Here is a 23,806-nt window from a genome sequence, read left to right as displayed (position 1 = left end):
CCGCCTGATCATCATAAAACAACCTCCCTTACAGATGTAAGGGAGGTTTTGTCTTTTTAACCGCTTAAGCAGATGTGATGTTTTTTGCAGCTAATGCTTTTCTTTCTTTTTTCTTGTTCGTTGGGCTTAAATAGCGTTCGAGCCAGCCCATGACTAGGTCAGCGATAATGGCCATGAGCGCAGTTGGAATAGCACCTGCTAAAATGATGGCTGTTCCGTTTGTGGCGTTTGATCCTCTGATGATGATATCACCTAGACCTCCCGCACCAACAAATGTCCCAATCGCTGTAATGCCGATGGCGATGACAAGGGCGGTTCTTAAACCAGCCATAATGACCGATAAAGCAAGCGGTAATTCAACCATTCTCAGCACTTGCCATTTCGTCATGCCCATCGCTTTACCCGATTCTAAATAAGCATGTTCAATGCTGACAATCCCTGTATACGTGTTGCGGATGATCGGCAGAAGCGAATACAAAAAGAGTGATAAGATGACTGTATTTGCGCCAAGTCCTAATACAAGCATCAGCACGGAAAGCATCGCTAACGCCGGTATGGTTTGTATAACATTGGTAATGGCGAAGATCCAATTGCTCAGCTTACGGTAATGCGCCACAAAGATGCCTACTGGAATTCCGACAATCGCCGCAAACAGCACCCCATACGCTGACATGAGAAAATGCCGATAAAATTCTTCTAACACATATGAACCGTTCTGCTGATAATACGTCCATAATTGCTGCAGTGTGTCCATCAGCCGTGACACCTCCCCATCTTACTCAAAGTAATTGTGCTTTTTTAGGAAATTTTTCGCAACGGTGGCTGGTTCTTGAAGCTCCCCGTCGACTTGATAGTTAAGCTCTTGCATTTGCTCTGTATCGATTTTTCCGATCAGCCTGTTGATCACCTTATCAAGCCCTGGGTTCTCTTTTAGGACTTTTTCCGGGACAACTGGCGATGCATCATATGGCGGGAAAAACCGCTTATCATCTTTTAAAATTTTGAGGTCATAGGCTTTAATTCGTCCATCTGTTGAATAGGCAAGCACAATATCCATTTTTTCATTTTTTAATGCATCATAGACTAAACCAATCTGCATTGGATACGTGCTTCCAAATTCAATTCCGTATGTTTTCACGAATCCTTCGTAACCGTCGCCTTTCTTTTTGAGCCAAATATTATCGACACCGAACCGGTAATTTTTCGCATTCTTTTTCAAGTCAGAGACGGTTTCTAACTTGTTTTCCTTCGCCATCTTTTGCGTCACGGCAAAGGCATACGTATTATCAAAGCCATAGGAATCAAACCATTTGTAATCATAGCGTTTCTTAAATTCTTTTTGGACGATCTCCATCGCACGCTCCGGGTCTTTTTCCGCATCCATTCCAAGCGTACTTGTCAAATCTGTCCCTGTATACCTTGTGGCAGAAATGTCGATATCTCCGTTTTCCATTGCTTTCTGCTGTACGGTATTAGAGCCTAGGTTTTTCACAATGGTTGTCTTTTTATCTGTGTAATGTTCGATGATATCGCTAACCATGTAGGCCATAATTTCTGATTCGGTAAAGTTTTGTGCTCCAATTCGCAGCGTATTGCCTGAGGAGCCGGCTAGTCCAGGAAGTGAACAGCCGCTTATCAATAGCAAGCATCCGGCAAGCAGTGCACTGATCCATCTTGTTTTTCGATTCTTCACATAAGCCAACTCCTTATGAAACTTCCTTCAATCCTTTTAAGCCTTCTGGTGTTACTTTTTTCTCCAGCTTCATCAATGTAAAGTCAATGATGACCGCTAAAATAGTGACTGGGATGGCACCCGCAATAATGTATTCCGGCTGATATAACTGAAGTCCAATTAAAATGTAGTCACCAAGACCTCCCCCACCGATAAAAGCAGCAAGTGTTGTCCAGCCGATTAAATAAATCGTTGACGTTCGGACGCCTGCCATAATGATCGGTACAGCAAGCGGGAGCTCAACAAGACGAATTTGCTCCCATGTGGTCATACCGATCCCTTTACCGGATTCAAGCAAGTTTTTGTTTACACCTTGGACGCCGGCATACGTATTTCTCAAAATAGGCAATACCGAATAGAAAAAGAGCGCAACGATTGCAGGTATTTTCCCCACCCCCAAAATAGGAATAAAAAATGCAAGAATCGCTAAACTAGGGAGTGTTTGAAAGATATTCACGACACCGATGACAAAACCTGCGCCTCGTTTCATTCGTGTGAGAACGACGCCTAAAGGAACGGCAACGATAATTCCTAGCACGACGGCAATTAAGGAAATATATAAATGCTCCCACATTTTTGTGAGGAGTTCCCCACCATTTTTCTCTAGAAAATCGATGATTTGATCCATGTGTCCACCTCCCTTAGTTCATTTCAATGGCAGACGCCGGCGTATCGTCTCCCCAAATAGAGTCGTACACAACATCTACAAGACTTGCCCGTGTTACAATGCCTTTTAAATGCCCTTTGGCATCCACAACCGGTACATATTTAATACCGCGTATTAAGATTTTCCGAACGGTGTCTCTTAGAAGTGCGCCTTCTTGTACAGTATAGAACTCTGTATTTAAGATCTCACCAACGAAAGCCGCTTTTCTGCGGTTCGCATCGATTGTTTCAATATCGATATAGCCTTTTAGCACATGATGTTCATCTACTACAAGCAAAGAATCGACACGCTTTTCTCTCATGATGTAGATAGCATCAGTCAACGTTTGTTCGACTGTAATGGTGACTGGTGACGTGTTCATCATTTGTTCTACACGTTCCATATTCGGATTTGATTGAAGCAGGCGCTCTTTTCCGATGAATTCTTCTACGAACTCGTTGGCTGGGTTACGCAAAATATCTTCAGGTGTGCCTACTTGGACAATCTCCCCATCTTTTAAAATCACAATTCGGTCAGCGAGTTTAATGGCTTCATCCATGTCATGTGTGACGAATACGATGGTTTTATTTAACGTTTTTTGCAGTTTCTTAAATTCTTCCTGCAATGTATCTCGTGTAATTGGATCAAGTGCACCAAATGGTTCATCCATGAGGATCAGAGGGGGTTCTGCTGCCAGTGCGCGAAGAACTCCGATGCGCTGCTGCTGTCCTCCACTGAGTTCATGAGGATAGCGCTCTAAAAATTCCGGGCCCATGTCGACGAGCTTCAGCAGTTCGCGAGCTCGTTCCTTCCGTTTTTCTTCCGGCCATTTTAAGAGCTTCGGCACAAGTGAGATGTTTTGCGCGATGGTCATATGGGGGAACAGTCCAATTTGCTGAATCACATAACCGATTTCTCTTCTTAATTGAACTGGATCTTTTTTCATAATATTTTCTCCCTCGATGAAAATGTTTCCTGAGGAAGGTTCAATGAGTCGGTTGATCATCTTCATGGTTGTTGTCTTACCACAGCCACTCGGTCCAATAAAACAAATAAATTCTCCTTTTGCTATTTCTAAATCAATATTTTTGACAGCTTTTTTTCCGCCTTTATACGTCTTAGATACATTCTCTAGTTTCAGCAAATGAGACACCTCCAATTAGTTGGATCTATATATTCAGAAAATTTACACCTTATTCATTATAGTGCAAACTTTATAAAATAAAAAGTTTATGATGTGTTTGTATTGCATAAGATTTATATAAAATTTTCAGTTAACGCTGTAATATCTAGAGATCTCTCCTTTTTCCTTCAAATTACTAGCAATTACTCAATATTTATTGTTTTCATCAACAAACAGGTATATGATATATTGTGTTACAAATTGTCAGTCGTGAAGGGATGAAGCGGGGAGTGGACAAGCAAGCGTTAGGCGCCATTCAAAAAGCACAGGATCATTATATTGAAAAAGCTGCGGAGAACATGAATGCCTTTGGTCTTTCTTCTACAGTGGGTAGAGTGCTTGGTATCATTCACATGAACCGTAAACCAATGACGCTGGAAGAGCTATCAGAGGCGACCGGCATGAGCAAAACGAGGATGAGTCAAGTCGTTCGAGAAATGCTCGATTTGAATATTGCGGAAAAGGTTTATGAAAAAGGAATACGTAAAGATCTTTATGAAGTTGAGCAAGATCAATACCAAACGTTTATTTCATTGTTTGCAGCCAATTGGTCCCGAGTTGTCAGCAAAAACCGTAAAGCACATAAGAAAACGTGCAAGGAATTGCAAGAGCTGCTTGAACAGGACGACTTACCTGAAGAAACAGAGGATAAAATCAATCTGCTTCTTTCAGAAATCAAGGAAAGTCTTGATTACTATGATTGGATTAGCCGCTTAATTGAATTCTTTGAAAGTGAAGAAGTATTTAAGCATGTGCCGAAACCTTAAAAAAAGCTGTTTTATTTTACATCATTGTAGAAAAAAAACAGCTTTTTTATATACACTTATGACATAAACATCGGAAACATCCCTTTTAAGCCTGCGCCGATCATCTCAACTGCCACTACAGCAAGAATTAATCCCATCAAACGCGTCACAACATTCATCTCTGTTTTCCCCATTTTCCGCATAATGAAACTGGAATAATGAAAGGCATAATACGTCATGGCAAGAACAATGATAATGCCGATTAGAATCGAAAACATGTGGAGCATCCCTTGACTTCCCGGGGTTAAACTCATTACTGTAGCGATTGTACCGGGCCCAGCGATGATCGGGATTGCCAGCGGCGTAACGGAGATATCTGCCTTCTCTTTGCTTTCTGCCTTTTCCTCCGAATGAGGATTTTGGACGTGTGATTCTTTTGCATTCAGCAAATTGTAAGCGATACCAAAAATAAAAATACCTCCGGCGATGCGGAGTGCATGAATATCGATCCCAAACAATTTGAATATGAGCCTGCCTGCCAATAGAAAGGCAATCAAAATAATGAAAGAGACCACGATGGCTTTTTTGGCTGTCTGAGCGCGTTCTTTCTCTGTATAGCCTTCTGTTAAGGTGATGAAAAGAGGCACGTTTCCAATGGGGTTTGATACAGCAAATAATGAGACTACAACATGAATCATAAAGGCAATCAACAGACACCCTCCTTTTTTCATAGTGTCTGCCAATCTGATGTGAATATTCCCTTTGATGTTAAAACCTGTTTATCTTTAACCGATGGTAATAGAGGTTTAAAGAAAGGGGTTCACACTTGAAAAAACCATTACGATCATTCTTCTGTCTGTTGCGGTGTTAGGCGCAGCTGGCTGGATTGTTTGGCAGCAGACTAACAAAGCAGCAAAAGAAAAACATCAGCAAGAAAGCAGAACGAACGATCAGCAGCTTTCCCAGTTAAAATCAGATCAAACGGATATGAAACATGAAAACGATGAACAAAAAAAGCAAATAGCCACCGTCACAAAAAATCTCAAAAAAGAAAAGAAAGCCTATGAAAAAGAGGTCAAACAGCGTAAAGCGCTTGAGGTGAAAGTCGACCAGCTTCAAAAAGAGCTGGCAGCAGCAAAAACTGCTGCTCAAGCGAATAAGCAGACCGCACAGGCTACAAGAAAACCAACTGACAAAAAAGACCCGAATGTCACTCATCACCCTCCCTCTCAGGTGGGTACAGGACCAATATGATTGGGGCGTGAAACAAGGGTATATGAAAGAATAGAAAGGATGAAAAAATGTGATACAAATTCGGCCATTGTCTCGTGATCAATCTCTCCCTATGGATCTTTTACTATTAGCTGACCCTTCAAAGGAAAAGGTTCTCGCTTATGTGCAATCCGGCTCTTGTTATGCCGCCTTTCATGAAGAGGATGTGATTGGTGTTTATGTTCTATCATCGCTATCTCAGCATACAGTCGAAATCATGAATGTTGCTGTGAAGGAGTCATGGCAAGGAAGGGGAATTGGGAAGCAGCTGATCCGCCATGCGATCGCTGAAGCGAAAGCCGCTGGTTTCCATACGATTGAAATCGGCACAGGCAACTCGAGTATTCAGCAGCTCGCACTTTATCAAAAATGCGGCTTCCGCCTGACTTCGATCGATCGCAATTTCTTCCTTAAGCATTATGATGAACCGATTTATGAAAACGGGATTCAATGTATGGATATGGTACGGCTGTCTCTCACTTTTCAAGCAGACTGACTATTTGCTCAGCCTGCTTTTTTTATGCTCTTCGCTTTTTCACAGCTTGAATCACATATTGAATGAAAAAGTAGAGCACAGCGCCAGCTAAAAAGCAGACAACGCATCCAAAAAGCGTCGCCTCTGAGCTGAATTGATACTCTTCAATTTTCATGATATAAAATGGCATGCCAAACAGTGTCGGACTTGATTCAACATGATTGACTTCTAGCAGCATTAAAAAGACAGGGGTCATAAACACAGCAAATATATACAGCATCGCAAGTGTTAAGCCGCTAGAAAACGAATGAAATACTTTGATCATCTTTTTCTCTCCTTCATCTCTTTTAAACTGGCTGTGATATTTTTCCCGTCTGGGCAAGCTGGATGCAGCATCACAGTGTTCAGTAAAGAAAAAAACAGCAGCTGATGACTCACCGGATGCTTCCACATCAAAAAAAGCACACTCGAGCAGAGCACCGGAAACAGCGGACCCGCAAGTGCCACCATCAGATTAAAGCTCGGTCGGTCAAATGTCTCATGGACGATCGCCACATGCTTCCAATCAATCGTTACCACAAAATCAAAGAGCTGCCTTTTTTCGAGTTTGTTACACACCATGATCATCAGCATATGACCGAGTTCGTGAATTAGTACAACCGCTAGTAAACTAATGACAAGCCCCATCATCGCAATACAGGCCTTTTTAACATCGCAGCATATATACAACTGAAAAAGGCAAGTGAACCAAGCAGATAAGCGGTGGCGAGAAGAGACACATCAGATGAAAGCCATTCTAATAAAAGCATATCGATAAAGCTGAATACAGCAATCATCAACACGATCACAAACAGCTTATTAAAATCACTGATTTTCACGACAAACCCTGTACAGGCCGCCATGGCGGTAATCAATAAAATGGACAAACTCGCCAATCCATGACCTTCACTTTCAATACCGATCACCAAATAGGCAAGCCCAATATACACAAAATATGTCAGCAGATTAATGGTGTAATAAAATAACATTCTCGACATTAAATAAGCGCCCTTTGATGTATTTAACATAAAGATGGCCCTTTGATTGATATGATATTCCCTGCCAATCATCAGCGGAAGCATGATCAATATTTCCTTTAACGCAAACTGCACAATAAAGGCATACAGCCAGCCAGTTTCTGCCGGTGTAAAAACAAATGGCAGCCCCACCGTCAAACAAATGAGAAAGAGAAACAAAATGCCTTGCTCTTTAAAAACAGCTGATCGGCTGAAATAGACCAATTCCTGCCGCAGATGTGTCAGAAAGGAAGAGTGCGTTCTGATTTTCTGGTAGGAAAACGACTTCACCTCTGTTTTCAGCTGCAAAAACATCTGATGAACATAGCAAGCTGCTAAACCCTTCACCCATAGCCATCCAGCGCTTAGGATGATGACAAGTAACAACAGATAGACAGCCGGCCATACATGGATCATCTCCACCGCTTTTTGAAAAAGGAGAAATATTAGTACATGAAGCGCCCCAAAGCCGATCGTTTGAAGCAGCAAATGCTCTTTTGTTTTTGATACGAAATGGCTCACACCGATCCGCAGCAGCATCCAAGAAGCGAGCGTATACAGCGCCAATATGCAGCAAGTGATGCAAACAACGATGATCCAATACAGAGATGGGGTGACACCCGTGATCAAAAGACCTAATACAATCGGTAAAAAAAGCAGTCCAGCCATGAGGAAGCAAAAGAGCACTGGAAAGAAATACACGCAAAGGATAAATGGCACACTCTGAATCGCACTGTTTAAAAAGTAGAATTGATATTCTTGGCGCTTCAATTTATTGCGGGATAACACAATACCTGCCCCTAATAGTAAGAGCGACATTTTGACAAATTGGAGGTATAGCGCAGCTGGCTCGTTTTCACCTGCCTGCATGAAAAAGCGCAGGCTAATGACGACGTATATCGCATAGATCAGTAAGAGAAAAACGGCAGCTGCGAGAAGCTGTAAAGGATATTTTTTTCCAAGCTGTTTTCCTTTCGTTGTCAGCATGCCCCATTCTAGTTTATGAAGAACGTGTCGTGTCCAAATCATTGAGTAACCTCTCCACCTGCATATAGTAATCTCGATTCACTTCTTTATAAATCTCTTCAAGTGCCTGATGAGGAAATGTCTGAGTCGTTTCTTGGCGGGACATATTCAGCTTGACGTCACCATTTCTTAAGATCATGAGATGGTCATATAATGTATCACCAAAGCTCAAATGATGAGTTGATATAAGAATGCCAGCGCCTTGATCTCTCAGCTTCATGAGCACCTTTTTTAAGATGATCATCATATCTGGATCAAGTCCGTTTGTTGGCTCGTCGAACACATAATAATCACATGGTCTGAGGAGCTGCGAAATGATCTGTGTTTTCTTTTGATTGCCATGGGACAGCTGAGCGATTGGCTGATCCATATATGGACTCAGCTCAAACAAATCGGTGAATGTCTCTTCTCGTGTGACATCTTGCTCATTTGGCAGCTGAAGTAATTGAAAGTATTCCCTCGGTGTTAAATAATCGAACAACGCATGATCGTCAGGAATATAGGAAACATGTTTTTTCAAAAGGGAAATATGAGCTGAGGATTGAAGGTTCAGCTGTTCGCCATGTAAGGAAACGTACCCAGTAAATGGCGTCAGCCCAAACATGGCTTGGATCATCGTTGTCTTTCCTGCACCATTATGCCCTAAAAGAAGCATCGTCCGGCCTTTCTCCACGTTCATTTGAATATTGCGGAGAGAGAAGGTGCGGCTATACGTTTTTTCTTGTAATTGTAATGTCAGCATCATATCCCTCCGTTTGTTTCAGATGGAACAGATGACCTTGCATCTGTTCTCATCCCTGTTAGAACCCGCATTGGATTTTAACGTACATGCCTAATAATTTGAACTCTCCTAAAAATTTGGAGCCCTTTCCAAAGGTCTTACATGCCCAAATCAATGCTCCAAGTGAAATAATGCCCAATATAGCGGCAAGGACATAAATCCAAAATGCATTTTTCTGTACATTCTTAGAAGTCAGAATTCGTTGCTTCCTTTCATCATATGCCGCCAATAGGTGAAGGACATACATATACACACCTACTGGAAAACGAAGGCTAAAAGGATTCAGCATCTCATCACCCCCTAATATATGTAAAATGATACCACCCCCTTACAGAAAGCATAAGTTCATTTCAGATCATATTTTTAGTCGATTTTTCATGATTTAGTGCTTATAAATGGAGGGGATTTTGACTTCTTCTCTAACTGAAGGAGGATTTTTTACAAAAATAGGATAAGACAAATGAATTAGCTATCGGATTTCGCTCAACAAAAAAAAACGCTGCGTCCCGCTCTCATGAAAGAGCGGGACGCAGCGAGTAGCTGGCATTATTTATTCAAGTTATAGAATGTTGCAATGCCGTGATATTGTGCTGTTTCAGCCAATTGATCTTCGATGCGAAGTAATTGGTTGTATTTCGCCACACGGTCCGTACGAGACGGAGCACCTGTTTTGATTTGTCCAGCGTTTGTTGCAACAGCGATGTCTGCAATTGTGCTGTCTTCTGTTTCACCAGAGCGGTGAGAGATGACTGCTGTGTATCCTGCACGTTTTGCCATTTCGATTGCATCAAATGTTTCAGTTAATGTACCGATTTGGTTTACTTTGATCAGGATAGAGTTACCGACACCATTTTTAATACCTTCAGAAAGCTTCTTCGTGTTTGTAACGAATAAGTCATCTCCTACTAGCTGAACCTTGCTGCCAAGGCGTTCAGTTAATAGTTTGTGACCTTCCCAGTCGTTTTCATCAAGGCCGTCTTCGATAGAGATGATAGGGTATTTCGATACCATATCTTCATACCAGTCAACCATTTCAGCAGATGTTTTCACAACACCTTCGCCTGATAAATGATATTTACCGTCTTCTTTGTTGTAGAACTCAGAAGATGCAGCATCCATTGCAAGTTTCACTTCTTCACCTGGTTTGAAACCAGCTTTTTCAATCGCTTCTACGATTGTTTGAAGTGCTTCTTCGTTAGAACCAAGGTTTGGAGCGAATCCGCCTTCGTCACCTACAGCTGTGTTTAAGCCTTTTGCACTTAATACAGATTTCAGGCTATGGAAGATTTGTGCGCCCATGCGAAGTGCTTCACGGAAGTTCGGTGCACCTACAGGCATAATCATGAATTCTTGAATGTCTACGTTGTTATCCGCATGCTCTCCGCCGTTGACGATGTTCATCATTGGCACTGGAAGCGTTTTGGAGTTGAATCCACCAAGGTATTGGTAAAGTGGAATTTGTAAGAAATCAGCAGCCGCACGTGCTACAGCGATAGATACGCCAAGGATTGCGTTTGCGCCTAATTTCCCTTTGTTTTCTGTTCCATCAAGTTCGATTAACATTTTGTCAATCGCTACTTGTTCTGTTACATCAAAGCCTAAAAGTTCTGGTGCAATGATTTCATTTACGTTGTTTACAGCTGTCAGAACACCTTTTCCAAGGTAACGGTCTTTGTCTCCGTCACGTAGTTCTACTGCTTCATATTCACCAGTAGAAGCACCACTTGGTACTAATGCACGGCCAAAGCCGCCAGATTCTGTGTAAACTTCTACTTCAACTGTTGGATTACCGCGAGAGTCTAATACTTCGCGTGCATATACGTCAACAATGTATGGCATCGTTATTTCTCTCCTTTTGAATCAATTTGTTATTTCTGAATCAATGATGTTCCTGTCATCTCTTTTGGTTTTTCAAGACCAAGTAAGTCTAAAAGCGTTGGAGATAGATCGGCTAGAATGCCGCCTTCTCTAAGCGTTGCATCTTTTTTCGTTACGATGACTGGAACAGGGTTTGTCGTATGTGCAGTATGCGGCTTTCCTTCTTCGGTAATCAGCACGTCTGCGTTACCGTGGTCTGCCGTGATGATGGCATGTCCGCCTTTTGCTAGGATTGCGTCGACAACAGCTCCTAAGCACTCATCTACTGCTTCAATGGCTTTGATTGTTGGCTCGAGCATACCTGAATGACCAACCATATCCGGGTTAGCAAAGTTCAGGATGATCGCATCATGCTTGTCAGCATTGATGTCTGCAACAAGTGCATCCTTTACCTCATAAGCGCTCATTTCTGGCTTGAGGTCATAGGTTGCCACATCTGGCGAATTGATCAAGATGCGGTCTTCACCAGGAAATTCTTCTTCACGTCCACCGCTCATAAAGAACGTCACATGAGGATATTTCTCTGTTTCAGCAATCCGCAGCTGTTTCAATCCATTTTGCGCTAGCACTTCTCCTACTGTGTTATCCAAATTCACTGGTTTGAAGGCAACATAGCCATCAACCGTTTCACTGAAGTGTGTAAAGCAGACGAAGTGTAAATCCTTCGGATGTGCTTCCCCGCGATCAAATGAGCGGAAATCTTCATTTGTGAAGGTGTTCGAAATTTGGATCGCACGGTCTGGACGGAAGTTATAGAAAATCACAGAGTCTCCGTCGTTTACTTTTGCAACTGGCTCACCATTTTCTCTCGTGATGACAGATGGAATAACGAATTCATCGTAGATTCCATTTTCATAGGAGTCATCAACGACATCATAAATGTTTTGATAACTTGGGCCTTCACCATACGCCATCGCGCGATATGCTTTCTCCACACGATCCCAGCGTTTGTCACGGTCCATTGAGTAATAGCGTCCAGAAAGTGTTGCCACTTCTCCGACACCGATTTCTTTGATTTGTTCTTCAAGCTGTTTTAAGTACACTTTGGCTGTCTTTTGACCAACATCACGTCCGTCTAAGAAGCCATGAATGTATACCTTTGTTAAGCCTTCTTTTTTCGCCAGCTTCAGCAGGGCAAAGAGATGCTGGATGTGGCTGTGCACACCGCCGTCTGACAAGAGACCGAATAAATGAAGGGCCTTGTCGTTCTCTTTTGCATAAGTCATTGCCTCTAGGAACGTTTCGTTTTTCTCAAATTCCCCTTCACGAATGGCAACATTAACTCTTGTTAAGCTTTGATACACAATGCGTCCTGCACCGATGTTCAAATGCCCAACTTCAGAGTTCCCCATTTGACCTTGCGGGAGGCCTACTGCCTCACCTGAAGCCGTTAAGGTTTGATGCGGGAATTCATTCCAGTAGCGGTCGAAGTTCGGTTTCTTTGCTTGGGCAACAGCGTTACCGACTGTTTCGCCTCTTAAACCGAATCCATCTAAGATGATTAATGCAGCTGGTTTCTTACTCATATTGACCTTCCTCCAATAATTGAACGAAAGACTGAGGTTCTAAGCTTGCGCCGCCTACCAAAGCACCGTCAATATCGGATTCTGACATATATTCTTTAATATTCGCCGGCTTCACGCTTCCGCCATATTGAATGCGAAGGCTGTCTGCCGCTTCTTGACCATATTCGCTTGCAACGGTTTGACGGATATGCGCGCAAACGTCGTTTGCATCTTTCGCTGTAGAAGATTTCCCTGTACCGATCGCCCAGATTGGCTCATATGCAATGACAGATTCAGCGACTTGTTGAGTCGTTAAACCAGCTAGTGCTTTCTTCACTTGATCAGCGACAAGTTCATTTGTTTTGCCAGCTTCACGCTCTTCAAGCGTTTCACCTACGCAGATAATTGGAACGATGCCATGCTTGAATGCAGCATGTGCTTTTTTGTTCACTGTTTCATCTGTTTCAGCGAAGAATTCACGGCGCTCTGAATGACCGATCACTGAGTAGCCGATGCCAAGATCTTTTAGCGCAGCAGGGCTGATTTCACCAGTGAATGCACCATTTTCTTCAAAGTGCATGTTTTGTGCACCAATTTTAAGGTCTGTTCCGTTAGAAAGGCTGTTTAGCTTTTCAAGGAAAAGTGCTGGCGCACAGACAATTGCTTCCACTTTGTCAGGAGATGGAATGGATGACTTGACTTCTTCAACGAAGCTAACTGCTTCGCCAAGTGTTTTGTTCATTTTCCAGTTCCCAGCTATAATTGGTTTTCTCATGATTGACACTTCCTTATAGCAGTTTTGGTCTTATTTATCGTTTAATGCAGTAACACCTGGAAGCTCTTTGCCTTCCATAAATTCAAGTGAAGCGCCGCCGCCTGTAGAAATATGGCTCATCTGATCAGCAAGACCAAATTTCTCAACAGCTGCTGCTGAATCTCCACCGCCAATGACAGAATATGTATCTTTTGCTTCTGCCAGTGCTTCTGCGATTGCTTTTGTTCCTTTAGCGAATGCGTCGATTTCAAATACACCCATTGGTCCGTTCCAAACAACAAGTTTGCTGTTTTTAATAACATCAGCGTACTTCTCTCTTGTCTCTGTTCCAATATCAAGTGCTTCTAGATCACTTGGAATTTCAGAGATTGGCACAATGCTTGTATTCGCATCATTTGAAAAGTCGTCGGCTACCAGAACATCTGTTGGAATCAGGAAGTTCACGCCTTTTTCTTTTGCACGGTCCATAAAGGATTTCGCTAAATCGACTTTGTCTTCTTCTAATAAAGATTTTCCTACTTCGTGGCCTAGTGCTTTCACAAATGTGTAAGCAAGTCCGCCGCCGATGATGAGGTTGTCCACTTTATCAAGAAGACTTTCAATCACACCGATTTTATCCTTTACTTTTGCGCCACCAATAATCGCTGTAAATGGGCGATCAGGGTTTGAAATGGCTTTTCCTAGAACCTCAAGCTCTTTTTGCATGAGGAAGCCCGAAACAGCCGGAAGATATGCTGCAATACCAGCAGTGGATGCATGTGCACGGTGTGCAGCACCGAACGCATCATTGACATACACATCGGCTAAATCAGCAAATGCTTTTGATAGTTCAGGATCGTTCTTTTCTTCACCAGGATAGAAACGAACGTTTTCAAGCACTAGCACATCTCCTTCTTTTAAGTCAGAGATTTGCTTTTTCACGTTGTCACCGTAAGCTTCATCCGCTTTTTTCACTTCTTGTCCAAGAAGCTCTTGCAGACGTTTTGCTACAGGTGTCAGACGCAATTCTTCAGTAACTTGACCCTTCGGACGACCCAAATGACTAGCTAGCAGTACCTTTGCGCCTTGTCCTGTTAAATACTCAATCGTTGGTAATGCTGCGCGAATACGAGTATCATCCGTCACTTCTCCGTCTTTCATTGGAACGTTAAAATCTACGCGGCAGAACACAACTTTACCTTTTACGTCAATGTCTTTTACTGATTTCTTATTCATGCTCGTCAGGAGATCCTCCTTTATTCTGGTTTCCTTACGCATTGGACAAGTCTCTCTTTATCCTTTTCCCATTTTGCCCTCATCAAAACGAGAAATCGTGCAGAACGGATAAAAACAGAGAAAAAGGGAAAGGGATGCTTCCCCTTCCCTTGTCCGTCTTCATTATATCGTGTCTCTAGGAAAGAACCAAGTGAGTTCCTTCAGTGTGACAAATTAAAGACCTTGTTTTGCAATGTAAGCTGCAAGGTCAACAACGCGGTGAGAATATCCACTCTCGTTATCGTACCAAGAAATGACTTTCACCATGCTGCCTTCCATCACCATTGTAGAAAGAGCATCGATTGTTGAAGAGTTTGCATTACCATTGTAGTCACCAGATACTAATGGCTCTTCGCTGTAGCCAAGGATTCCATTAAGTTCTCCTTCAGCTGCTTCTTTAAGTGCTGCATTTACATCTTCAGCTGTTACATCTTGGTTTAATTCAGCCACAAGGTCAACTAAAGAAACGTTAGGTGTTGGAACACGCATAGCGCCACCGTTTAATTTACCTTTAAGTTCAGGCAATACAAGTGAAACAGCTTTCGCAGCACCTGTAGAAGTTGGGATGATGTTTTCCGCAGCTGCACGAGCACGACGGTAGTCTTTGTGCGGAAGATCAAGAATTTGTTGGTCATTTGTGTATGAGTGAACAGTTGTCATCATACCGCGTTTGATACCAAATTTATCGTTAAGTACTTTTGCAAATGGAGCTAAGCAGTTTGTTGTACAAGATGCATTAGAGATGACATCGTGGCTAGCTGCATCGTATTTGTCTTCGTTTACACCCATAACGATTGTGATATCTTCTTCGTTAGCAGGAGCAGAGATGATGACTTTTTTAGCGCCAGCTTCTAAGTGTTTTGCAGCGTCTGCACGTTTTGTGAAGAATCCAGTAGATTCAACAACGATTTCTACGCCTTGTTTACCCCAGCTTAATTTCGCAGGGTCACGCTCAGCTGATACTTCGATTGTTTTACCGTTCACTACTAAGTTTGTACCGTCTACAGAAACCTCTGCATCTAGTTTTCCGTGAACAGAGTCATATTGTAAAAGGTGTGCAAGCATGTTAGCGTCTGTTAGATCGTTAACCGCTACTACCTCAACTTCAGGATTGTTTAATGCTGCACGAAATACGTTACGTCCAATACGTCCAAATCCGTTAATACCGACTTTTACTGCCATGATGTTTCCTCCTTTTATAGGTAACAATGTTTTATATTGAGGGATCAATTGACTCCCTTAATAACTCTTTTGCGGCTCCTTCGTCTGTGACGAGAACCGTTCGGCGGGGTTTTTTGAAATAAGCTTCAATGGCCCCTGCCTTTGATGATCCACCTGCAACAGCAATGATGTGTGGAATGCTTTCTAAATCATCTAGCTGCATGCCGACGGAGTGCACTTTGTGGACGACCTCACCATCACGATTAAAGTAATAGCCAAAGGCCTCTGTCACTGCGTCATGCTCATCAATCTTTTTTAAATCTTCAGCTGGTGTATTTCGTCTCATCGCCATTGTTTTTGCTTCACCGATCCCATGAATGAGCATCGTGGATGATTTAATCGTGTGAAGCACTTCTTTGACTGACGGCTCTTCAATAATAGAAGAGTAAGCACCTTCTGACAGCTGCCCTGGAACAAACAGCAGTTTGTAAGTACCGGAAGCTTTTTCAGCCATGTGGGCACAAATGGTGTTTGCCTGATTTTTTACATTCTCCCCAAGACCGCCTCTCGCAGGGACAAACATCATGTCTCTGTTTTTGGCATCAGGGGTCATCATTTCGGCAACGGCTTCCATCGTCGTTCCGCCAGTGACGGCGACGATATTATTTCCAGTAAACCTTTTTTTCATACATTGGACAGCAGCTCTTCCCATTTCTTGCTTCACCCACGGGGATTCGTCACTGTCACCAGAAACGATGATGACTTCTTCTAGGCCTAACTTCCTCTTTAATGTATTTTCCAAAAAGGTTAAACCTAAAACGTCCTTCATCATTCCTTCAAGCATTTCAAGCAAAGCGTGGCCTTCATTCGTCAGCATCATGCCGCTCGTTTTGACATCCAGCAGGTTTTGTTCTTTTAGAAACTGAACTTCAGCTCTTAAGATGCGCTCACTGAGACCTAGGCTCGTCGCAAGGCTTCTGCGGCCGATTGGTTCAGCTAACCTGATGTATTGCAAAATGTCGTAGCGTTTTTGCATAACGATGAGAAGATCTGGCAATAATTTTTTTTGAGCTTCCAATAAACGATTCATGGCTAACGACCCTTTCTTTTCACGTTGGACTAAAAACGTCCCACTGTGACAAAAAACGTCCCGCCACAGCCAAAAAAATCAATCCCTGCTTTCTTTAATTATTTTAACAGGATAATCTTGCATTTTCAACTCTTACAAACACATTTAGACAAAAAATAGACACATTTTCACCGATAACCTGCTTGTCATCAAGGTTCTTGCTATGATATTTCTTTTCAAAATATTTATTTTCTTCTATATTCAATGAATTCACCATTGAAAATGTGCATGCGTGTGAGATCCGCATGCACATTTTGTTGATATAGTTGGTCTTTTATGTTTTTGGGATGGTTCCTTCCTCTTCGGCGAAACGCTTTGCCTCTTCCTTCGGTTTGATTTTGAAATAATAAATGATGTAGCAGACAGCCATGAACGGAACGCCGCAATAAAGGCCAATCCGCTGATCCTCAATAAAGAATAGGCTGATGAGAACGATGCCAAATGCGATGAAGCCTGCCAATGGCACAAATGGATAGAGCGGTGTACGGAAGACGAGATCCTTTACATCTCCACCCGCTTTTATGAATTGTTTTCTAAAGAAATACTGAGACAAACAAATGGACATCCACACCACAACTAGAACCATTCCGGAAATCGAAATGAGCCACACATACACCGTTTTTGGTGCCACAACACTTGTGAGCAGGGATAAAGCGGATACACCCATTGTCACCAATAATGCATTGATCGGGATTTTACGCTTGGACAGCTTTTTCGTAAAGCCAGGTCCTTTCCCGTCCTTTGAAAGCGACCAAAGCATACGTGATGATGCATATAATCCAGAGTTTGCTACAGATAAGACAGCTGTGATGATAATAAAATTCATGATATCTGCAGCATATGGGATGCCGACCTTGTCCAGCACGACCACAAACGGACTGTCAACAGTGCCTGCTGTCTGCCATGGAAGAAGCGCGGCAAGAACCGCAATTGATAAAACGAAAAAGACCATCGTTCTCCAAATAATATTCCGTATCGATCGAGGCAATGTTTTTTCAGGGCTTTCACTCTCACCTGCTGCAATCCCTACAAGTTCTGTTCCTTGAAAGGAGAAATTGACCGTGACCATGGTTAATAAAATAGCAAAAACACCATTAGGAAATAGTCCGCCATGATCCGTCAAATGACGAAATAAAGGGGCTGGTTCTCCGCCTTTTAAATGAATCATTCCGAAAATTGCGCCAATTCCGATGATAATAAACAATAGGATGGCTGCAACCTTAATGGCTGAAAACCAAAATTCTGTTTCAGCGAAGCTGCGAGCTGAGATGGCATTCACGGCAAATAATATCACGCTAAATGCTAGGCACCAGAGCCAAACCGGGATATCTGGGAACCACCTTTGGAGCAATATGCCTGCTGACGTAAACTCCAGTCCAATCGTACACGCCCAGCTAAACCAATACAGCCAGCCGATCATAAAGCCTGTGGATGGACCTATATATTTGGTTGCATACTCCTGAAAGGACCCGGCTGTCGGCATCGCCACTGCTAATTCTCCAAGACACAGCATGACCAAATACATTAACAGTCCGCCAATGATAAACGATAGAATGGCTCCGCCAGGTCCTGCCTGATGGATAATCAATCCTGATCCAAGGAAAAGGCCCGTACCGATGACGCCGCCTAAGGCAATCATAAAGAGATGTCTGCTTTTCATGGAACGCTCTAGTTCATTATGCTGTTCTTGCTTCAAATCCACTTCCCCACTTTCCTTCTTCTATTCATCATCCTTTGACAAAATTCGCTGTTCGTTGAAAAAGAAAGGGAGAAAGTGAAGGTTCCTCCCCCTTTGGCATTTAGGCTTGAAACAGTGCTTCAATATGACCAATTGCCCAGTCTAAATCTTCTTTTGAAATGGTCAGCGGCGGTGCAAAACGGATAACTGTCTCATGGGTTTCTTTACATAACAATCCTGCTTGCTTCAGCTTTTCACAATAAGGTCTAGCTGCCTCTGTCAGCTCCATTCCTATAAATAATCCGCGGCCGCGCACTTCCTTAATCACAGGGCTTTGAATGCGTGATAGTTTGTCTTTGAAGTATTCGCCAAGCTCCATGGAACGTGCTGCAAGCTTTTCGTCGATTAAAACATCCAGTGCAGCAAGCGACACCGCACACGCAAGAGGATTTCCTCCGAAGGTAGACCCATGAGAACCAGGGTTAAACACGCCTAATATATCGCGGTTTGCTACGACACACGAGATTGGAAAGACGCCGCCGCCTAAAGCTTTCCCGAGGATCAGCATATCTGGCTCAATGTCTTCCCAGTCACACGCAAACATCTTACCTGTTCGTGCTAACCCCACTTGAATTTCATCCGCAATGAACAGCACATGTTCTTTCTCACAAAGCGCCTTGGCATCTTTCAAGAAGCCTTCTGGCGGCATGACAATTCCCGCTTCTCCTTGAATCGGTTCTATGAGGAAAGCCGCTGTCTGTGGTGTGATAGCTTCACGTAACGCTTCAATATCTCCGTAAGGAATCAGTTTGATTCCGGGAAGCATTGGACCGAAGCCTCTTTGGTATTCTGCTTCAGAGGAAAGAGACACAGCCGTCATCGTTCTCCCATGGAAATTGCCAACACACGCAATGATTTCTGCACGATTCTCTTCGATTCCCTTAACATCATAGCCCCAGCGTCTTGCTGCTTTTACAGCGGTTTCTACAGCCTCAGCACCAGTATTCATTGGCAGTGCCATGTCTTTATTCGTCAGTTTGCAAATTTTTTCATACCAAGGACCAAGCTGATCATTATGAAAAGCTCTCGAGGTGAGTGTCACACGGTCTGCCTGTTTTTTGAGCGCTTCAATAATGCGGGGATGGCGATGTCCTTGGTTCACTGCGGAATACGCACTGAGCATATCCATATATCGATTGCCTTCAGGGTCTGTCACCCACACTCCCTCAGCCTCTGAAATCACAATTGGCAGCGGATGATAGTTTGCCGCTCCATATTGTTCTGTTTGTTGAATCAATTCATTTGTCTGTGTCATCATCTATTCCTCCTTCTGTAAGGTAGCTTCTTTCAATTGGGTTCATCTTCATCCATATGTTATGCAAGGATCGTGCCAACTTTCTGACCGCTTGATCATGAGGGTCTACCTCATTATTTACGCAAAATTTCTTTGCGCATGCCAAATTTTTTAGAGGAAACCGCAAAATTTTTCATGTAAAATAGAGGTAACGTCAGGAGGGGGCACAAGTGAAAAAAGATCTGCATGCCGCAAAGCTTGAAAATGAGATTGATTTATATAAACAAATGCTCGATTTAATTGATGTCGGGGTTCATGCAATTGACGAGAATGGCCATACGGTTGTTTATAATAAAAAAATGATGGAGATTGAGTCTTTAAAACGCTCTGATGTTCTCCATAAAAATGTACTCGACTTCTTCACCTTTCAAGATGAGATGCACAGTACACTTGTCCAAGCGCTTCGTACCGGGAAACAAACCGTTCATGCCAAGCAGACGTATCATAATTACAACGGAAAAGAAATCACAACGATTAACCATACATACCCGCTCATTCGAGACGGCCTCATTCAAGGGGCAGTTGAAATTTCAAATGATGTGACCAAGCTGGAACGGCTGATTCATCACAATATGAAGAAAAAAGGAAGCACTCGCTTTACCTTTGATTCCATTATTGGACAAAGCCCTGCATTTTTAGAGGTGATTGAACATGCGAAACGAGCGACACGCACCTCTTCCTATGTGCTCATTGTTGGCGAAACAGGGACTGGGAAAGAACTGTTTGCTCAAAGCATTCATAACGGCAGCAGCCGGTCATCTGGACCATTTATTACCCAAAATTGTGCGGCACTGCCTGATAATCTGATTGAAAGTCTGCTCTTTGGTACACAAAAAGGGGCTTTTACGGGGGCAACTGATCAGCCTGGTTTATTTGAACAGGCGCAAGGAGGAACATTGCTTTTAGATGAGATCAACTCATTAAATCCTCCTCTTCAAGCAAAACTGCTGCGCGTCTTACAGGAGAAACGCGTGAGAAGGCTAGGCAGCACAAAAGAAATCGCTGTTGATGTAAGAGTCATTGCCAATATGAATGAGGACCCTGTGGATGCGATCGCAGGTGGACGCATGCGCAAGGATTTATTTTATCGGCTCGGTATTGTCACCTTATTTATCCCGCCGCTTTCTGAGCGAAAAGAGGACATTCCTACGTTTGTGAATCATTTTATTCAAAAATATAATGAGCTGTTTCAAATGAAGGTGAAGACGGCTGACGAAGAGGTACTTGCCCTTTTCCAAGCGTATCATTGGCCAGGCAATGTAAGAGAACTGGAGCATGTGATTGAGGCGGGGATGAATATGATGATGGATGAAGACGACTTAAGCATGCATCACCTACCCTATCATTTTAGATTTAAGCACGGGGAAGGCCGTCCTAAGGCGCAATTGCAAACAAATTCTCTGCAGCAAACCGCAGCTGCTGACACCTTTGTCTATACAAGCCCAGAACAGACGACTGATTTCCAAACCCAAATGGAGCGATTCGAAAAACAATACATCGTCCATTACTTAGAAAAAATGGACGATAATATTTCACAGACTGCAAAGTTATTGGGCATGAGCAGGCAAAGTCTGCAATATCGAATGAAAAAGCTACATATTTCTCGTCAATAATAGAGCTGTGCCATCATTCGGCACAGCTTATTGTGTATCTGACTGTTCTGCTGGTTCTTGCAGCACATCACCCAGCAGATTTTCTACATTTTTCAAATGCGTAAGCATCGCTTTCTCAGCTTCTTCTGGCTGCCTTGCCATGACGGCTTTGTAAATTTGTTCATGTTCTTCGTGAAGCTGCCGAATGGAGGCTTTCGTTGAGAATAATACGACTTTTCTCGTTTCCCGCATCGTTTCTACTAACAAGGTTGAGACTTGATTCATTAACACCTTTAATACATCATTCTTCGAGGCTTTGGCTAAGGCGAGATGGAAGGTGAGATCTGCCTCTTCACCAATTTCTTCATGTGCTTCTGCCAGCTTCATTTGTTCGAGTGCATCACGCAGCTGATGAATGTCATCGTCCGTCCGAAGCAGCGCCGCCTTTTTAACAGCACCTGTTTCAATGATGGTTCTCACTTCAAGGAGCTGCCTGACATCATGCTGCTTCATTAAAAATGCAGGAGATAAAGAAAATGCGAGCTGTTCAGGATCGAACTGCTTCACATATGTGCCTTCCCCTTGCTTCATCTCTATTAATCCGATCGCTTTGAGAGCAGACAGCGCCTCTCTTACAGCGGAACGGCTGACTTGAAAGCTTTCTGAGAGCGCTTGAACCGAATCTAATTTTTCCCCCGGAAGAAGCTCACCTGTACGAATGAATTCGATTAATGCATCCGCAATTTCTTCATATATTTTTTTGGTTTTGATTTGTTTATATTTCAATTGGTCTCACCTCATCACTGTTGTCTATCCTTATCGGCTCATGCCCTATCTTATACTTTACCCCAAAATTTCCGTTCAGACGTCTCCCCGATTTAATTTCCAAAAAATCTTCTGTGTGCCTTGCTTTCAACAAAAAAGAAGCACCTGCCTTGTTTCTGGCAAGTACTTCTTTTCAATCATAGCGCTTCCGCAGTGTAGATGATGGAAGATTCATTTGTTCACGATATTTCGCAATGGTTCTGCGCGACACACGGATACCAAAGGTTTGCTGAAGCTGCGTCATCATTTGCTGATCCGAATACGGTTTTTTCTTATTTTCCGTTTGGATCAGCTCTGCGATGTGCGTCTTGACTGTGTAGCTGGACGCCTCTTCCAGCGAAGGTCCTTCTAGTTTTGCTTGGAAAAATTGTTTCATTTCCATGAGACCATAAGGGGTTTGCACCATTTTCCCTTTCACCGTTCGGCTGACTGTTGACTCATGCACTTGCAATATATCTGCGATCCGCTTCATCGTAAGCGGTTTCATTTTATGTTTCCCTGTAAGGAAAAAATCTGTCTGATGGAAGATAATCTCACGAACGACATGGGTCATCGTTTGTTTTCTTTGCTTCAGCGCTTGGACAAGCCAATTGTATTGCTGCTCTTTTTCCTTTAGATACACATATGCTTCATGCCGCTTCTGGTCTTGAATCATGGCGAAGTATCCTTCATTCATTTCAACGTCTGGAAAAGCGCGCTGATTCAGCTCAAATGTGATGTGGTCCTGCACGACAGTAATCGTCACATCTGGCTCTATATACACAGGGTCCTCTTCATATGAGAAATGTATGCCCGGTCTTGGTTCCAGCTGCGACACCTCATCTTGTACCGCTTGAAGTGTTTTCATTGAAACGCCTGTTTTCGCCGCGATTTCCTTCCAAGCCTTTCTTGCAAAGAGAAAGAAGTGCTCGTCGATGATCAGCTCGGCTTCATACCAGCGCTCCTTTTTTCTTCTCAGCTGAAGCAGAATGCATTCTTGTAATGATCTTGCGCCAATACCGGCAGGCTCTAGCGATTGAAGCTGATGAAGGACGGCTTCTACTTCTTCAGCTGGCACCTCTAAGACAGCTGCCATCTCGTCAACCGGTTCATTTAAATAGCCATTGGAATCAATGGACTCGATCATAAAGTCAAAGATCCTTTGATTCTTTTCACTTAGATTCAAATCAATAGCTTGTTTCTTTAAATACATTTGCAGGCTTTCTTTTTGATGCGTTCGATACGGCTCTGTCATTCGATCTTGAGATTTTTTATGATAAACTGGTTGATAGCTGTCCGTGTCTTTCCGCTCAATCAGAGGGTTCTCAAGCGCTAACTGGTCAAGATACTCGCCAAGCTCAGCGCTATTCAGCTGGAGCAGCGTAATGGCCTGCCTGAGTTCTTGTGTGAGCACCTGCTTTAATACTTGTTCTTGTTGCAGATTAAGGCTCATTGTCTCCCCTCCCTCTCATCATTTTACATGAAGATTGACGGACCGTATATACGAAATAGGAGTGATTCCCATGTCTGAACTTTTTTCCGTTCCATACTTTGTTGACAACTTGAAACAGCACATCGCCATGAATCAAAATGAAGACAAGATTCATGCCATGAATGCCTATTACCGCTCAGTGGTGTCCACGCTTGTACAAGACCAGCTGACCAAAAACGCTGTGGTCTTGAAGCGTATTCAGCATCTTGATGAAGCATATCAAAAAGTGAAAAAAGAAAGCGAATGAATGAACGAAAAAGAGCACCCT

The 23,806-nt window shown here is 43.0% G+C and carries 25 protein-coding genes; 5 read left to right on the top strand and 20 right to left on the bottom strand.

The annotated features are described in order from the left end of the window. Positions 1 to 64: 64 nt before the first annotated feature. From C6Y01_RS10575 to C6Y01_RS10560, 4 genes are read right to left on the bottom strand one after another with little or no spacing between them, the layout of a single operon-like run. Positions 65 to 754 (bottom strand): ABC transporter permease, encoded by a 690-nt coding sequence (locus C6Y01_RS10575; protein ID WP_034660014.1) that lies wholly within the window; start codon positions 752 to 754, stop codon positions 65 to 67. Between the two features lie 21 nt (positions 755 to 775). After that, positions 776 to 1,693, bottom strand: a complete 918-nt coding sequence (locus tag C6Y01_RS10570) for an osmoprotectant ABC transporter substrate-binding protein (RefSeq protein ID WP_034660015.1) — start codon at positions 1,691 to 1,693, stop codon at positions 776 to 778. A 13-nt stretch (positions 1,694 to 1,706) separates the two neighbouring features. Further along, complete coding sequence (locus C6Y01_RS10565; RefSeq protein WP_003213477.1) at positions 1,707 to 2,360, bottom strand: ABC transporter permease; 654 nt, start codon at positions 2,358 to 2,360, stop codon at positions 1,707 to 1,709. Positions 2,361 to 2,373: 13 nt separating this feature from the next. Next, positions 2,374 to 3,522: a betaine/proline/choline family ABC transporter ATP-binding protein gene (locus C6Y01_RS10560; protein WP_034660016.1), complete on the bottom strand. Its 1,149-nt coding sequence runs from the start codon at positions 3,520 to 3,522 to the stop codon at positions 2,374 to 2,376. A 269-nt stretch (positions 3,523 to 3,791) separates the two neighbouring features. Between C6Y01_RS10560 and C6Y01_RS10555 the strand changes: the two genes are divergently transcribed. Beyond that, a complete protein-coding gene (locus C6Y01_RS10555; protein WP_034660700.1) occupies positions 3,792 to 4,328 on the top strand; it encodes a GbsR/MarR family transcriptional regulator in 537 nt (178 codons plus the stop codon). 56 nt (positions 4,329 to 4,384) lie between these two features. Here the strand turns inward: C6Y01_RS10555 and C6Y01_RS10550 are convergent, their stop codons facing one another. Then, positions 4,385 to 5,017, bottom strand: a complete 633-nt coding sequence (locus C6Y01_RS10550) for a MarC family protein (protein WP_106036509.1) — start codon at positions 5,015 to 5,017, stop codon at positions 4,385 to 4,387. 154 nt (positions 5,018 to 5,171) lie between these two features. Here C6Y01_RS10550 and C6Y01_RS10545 point away from each other — a divergent pair, with 154 nt between their 5' ends. Together C6Y01_RS10545 and C6Y01_RS10540 are read left to right on the top strand one after the other, a co-directional pair. Beyond that, the gene (locus C6Y01_RS10545; RefSeq protein ID WP_223249907.1) at positions 5,172 to 5,561 is read left to right on the top strand and encodes a hypothetical protein; all 390 of its coding nucleotides are present in this window, start codon (positions 5,172 to 5,174) and stop codon (positions 5,559 to 5,561) included. A 49-nt stretch (positions 5,562 to 5,610) separates the two neighbouring features. Further along, the gene (locus C6Y01_RS10540) at positions 5,611 to 6,075 is read left to right on the top strand and encodes a GNAT family N-acetyltransferase (RefSeq protein ID WP_080869547.1); all 465 of its coding nucleotides are present in this window, start codon (positions 5,611 to 5,613) and stop codon (positions 6,073 to 6,075) included. 22 nt (positions 6,076 to 6,097) lie between these two features. On the opposite strand, the gene C6Y01_RS10535 is transcribed toward C6Y01_RS10540, so the two are convergent. The 13 genes from C6Y01_RS10535 to C6Y01_RS10475 all read right to left on the bottom strand — a co-directional run bounded on the left by C6Y01_RS10535 (position 6,098) and on the right by C6Y01_RS10475 (position 19,611). Beyond that, on the bottom strand, positions 6,098 to 6,379 hold the full coding sequence (locus C6Y01_RS10535) for a hypothetical protein (RefSeq protein ID WP_034660018.1): 282 nt from the start codon (positions 6,377 to 6,379) through the stop codon (positions 6,098 to 6,100). Then, entirely contained in the window at positions 6,376 to 6,744 is a 369-nt protein-coding gene (locus C6Y01_RS10530) for a hypothetical protein (RefSeq protein WP_106038187.1), read from the bottom strand. The genes C6Y01_RS10535 and C6Y01_RS10530 overlap by 4 nt, the downstream gene beginning before the upstream one ends. Then, complete coding sequence (locus tag C6Y01_RS10525; protein WP_106038186.1) at positions 6,741 to 8,138, bottom strand: hypothetical protein; 1,398 nt, start codon at positions 8,136 to 8,138, stop codon at positions 6,741 to 6,743. The genes C6Y01_RS10530 and C6Y01_RS10525 overlap by 4 nt, the downstream gene beginning before the upstream one ends. Next, positions 8,110 to 8,877, bottom strand: a complete 768-nt coding sequence (locus tag C6Y01_RS10520) for an ATP-binding cassette domain-containing protein (RefSeq protein ID WP_034660021.1) — start codon at positions 8,875 to 8,877, stop codon at positions 8,110 to 8,112. Before C6Y01_RS10520 ends, C6Y01_RS10525 begins: the two co-directional genes overlap by 29 nt. Positions 8,878 to 8,935: 58 nt before the next feature. Further along, complete coding sequence (locus C6Y01_RS10515) at positions 8,936 to 9,205, bottom strand: hypothetical protein (protein ID WP_034660022.1); 270 nt, start codon at positions 9,203 to 9,205, stop codon at positions 8,936 to 8,938. Positions 9,206 to 9,462: 257 nt separating this feature from the next. Further along, positions 9,463 to 10,755, bottom strand: coding sequence for a phosphopyruvate hydratase (eno, locus tag C6Y01_RS10510; protein ID WP_003212752.1), 1,293 nt, complete (start codon positions 10,753 to 10,755; stop codon positions 9,463 to 9,465). A 29-nt stretch (positions 10,756 to 10,784) separates the two neighbouring features. Beyond that, entirely contained in the window at positions 10,785 to 12,320 is a 1,536-nt protein-coding gene (gpmI, locus tag C6Y01_RS10505; RefSeq protein WP_095285774.1) for a 2,3-bisphosphoglycerate-independent phosphoglycerate mutase, read from the bottom strand. Next, a complete protein-coding gene (tpiA, locus tag C6Y01_RS10500) occupies positions 12,313 to 13,074 on the bottom strand; it encodes a triose-phosphate isomerase (protein WP_106038185.1) in 762 nt (253 codons plus the stop codon). The genes gpmI and tpiA overlap by 8 nt, the downstream gene beginning before the upstream one ends. A 30-nt stretch (positions 13,075 to 13,104) precedes the next feature. Continuing rightward, positions 13,105 to 14,289, bottom strand: a complete 1,185-nt coding sequence (locus C6Y01_RS10495; RefSeq protein ID WP_034660025.1) for a phosphoglycerate kinase — start codon at positions 14,287 to 14,289, stop codon at positions 13,105 to 13,107. A gap of 213 nt (positions 14,290 to 14,502) precedes the next feature. Next, entirely contained in the window at positions 14,503 to 15,510 is a 1,008-nt protein-coding gene (gap, locus tag C6Y01_RS10490) for a type I glyceraldehyde-3-phosphate dehydrogenase (RefSeq protein ID WP_012011304.1), read from the bottom strand. Positions 15,511 to 15,541: 31 nt separating this feature from the next. After that, positions 15,542 to 16,579 carry a sugar-binding transcriptional regulator gene (locus C6Y01_RS10485; protein ID WP_034660026.1) on the bottom strand — a complete coding sequence of 346 codons (1,038 nt, stop codon included), beginning with the start codon at positions 16,577 to 16,579 and terminating at the stop codon, positions 15,542 to 15,544. A gap of 313 nt (positions 16,580 to 16,892) precedes the next feature. Beyond that, on the bottom strand, positions 16,893 to 18,278 hold the full coding sequence (locus C6Y01_RS10480; RefSeq protein WP_060597718.1) for an amino acid permease: 1,386 nt from the start codon (positions 18,276 to 18,278) through the stop codon (positions 16,893 to 16,895). Positions 18,279 to 18,417: 139 nt separating this feature from the next. Next, the gene (locus tag C6Y01_RS10475; protein WP_066030356.1) at positions 18,418 to 19,611 is read right to left on the bottom strand and encodes an ornithine--oxo-acid transaminase; all 1,194 of its coding nucleotides are present in this window, start codon (positions 19,609 to 19,611) and stop codon (positions 18,418 to 18,420) included. A 209-nt stretch (positions 19,612 to 19,820) separates the two neighbouring features. On the opposite strand from C6Y01_RS10475, the gene C6Y01_RS10470 reads away from it, so the two are divergent. After that, positions 19,821 to 21,263 carry a sigma-54 interaction domain-containing protein gene (locus C6Y01_RS10470; protein WP_106038184.1) on the top strand — a complete coding sequence of 481 codons (1,443 nt, stop codon included), beginning with the start codon at positions 19,821 to 19,823 and terminating at the stop codon, positions 21,261 to 21,263. Positions 21,264 to 21,290: 27 nt separating this feature from the next. On the opposite strand, the gene C6Y01_RS10465 is transcribed toward C6Y01_RS10470, so the two are convergent. Further along, on the bottom strand, positions 21,291 to 22,028 hold the full coding sequence (locus C6Y01_RS10465) for a FadR/GntR family transcriptional regulator (RefSeq protein ID WP_106038183.1): 738 nt from the start codon (positions 22,026 to 22,028) through the stop codon (positions 21,291 to 21,293). A gap of 172 nt (positions 22,029 to 22,200) precedes the next feature. Further along, entirely contained in the window at positions 22,201 to 23,499 is a 1,299-nt protein-coding gene (rpoN, locus tag C6Y01_RS10460) for an RNA polymerase factor sigma-54 (RefSeq protein ID WP_034660029.1), read from the bottom strand. Positions 23,500 to 23,569: 70 nt separating this feature from the next. Between rpoN and yvfG the strand changes: the two genes are divergently transcribed. Next, positions 23,570 to 23,785: a protein YvfG gene (yvfG, locus tag C6Y01_RS10455; RefSeq protein ID WP_003213121.1), complete on the top strand. Its 216-nt coding sequence runs from the start codon at positions 23,570 to 23,572 to the stop codon at positions 23,783 to 23,785. Positions 23,786 to 23,806 lie beyond the last annotated feature (21 nt).

This window comes from Bacillus sp. NMCC46 (assembly GCF_002998465.1).
GTDB lineage: Bacteria > Bacillota > Bacilli > Bacillales > Bacillaceae > Bacillus.
Note: the sequence above shows the minus strand (reverse complement) of the source record. Positions and strands in the feature narration are given on the sequence as shown.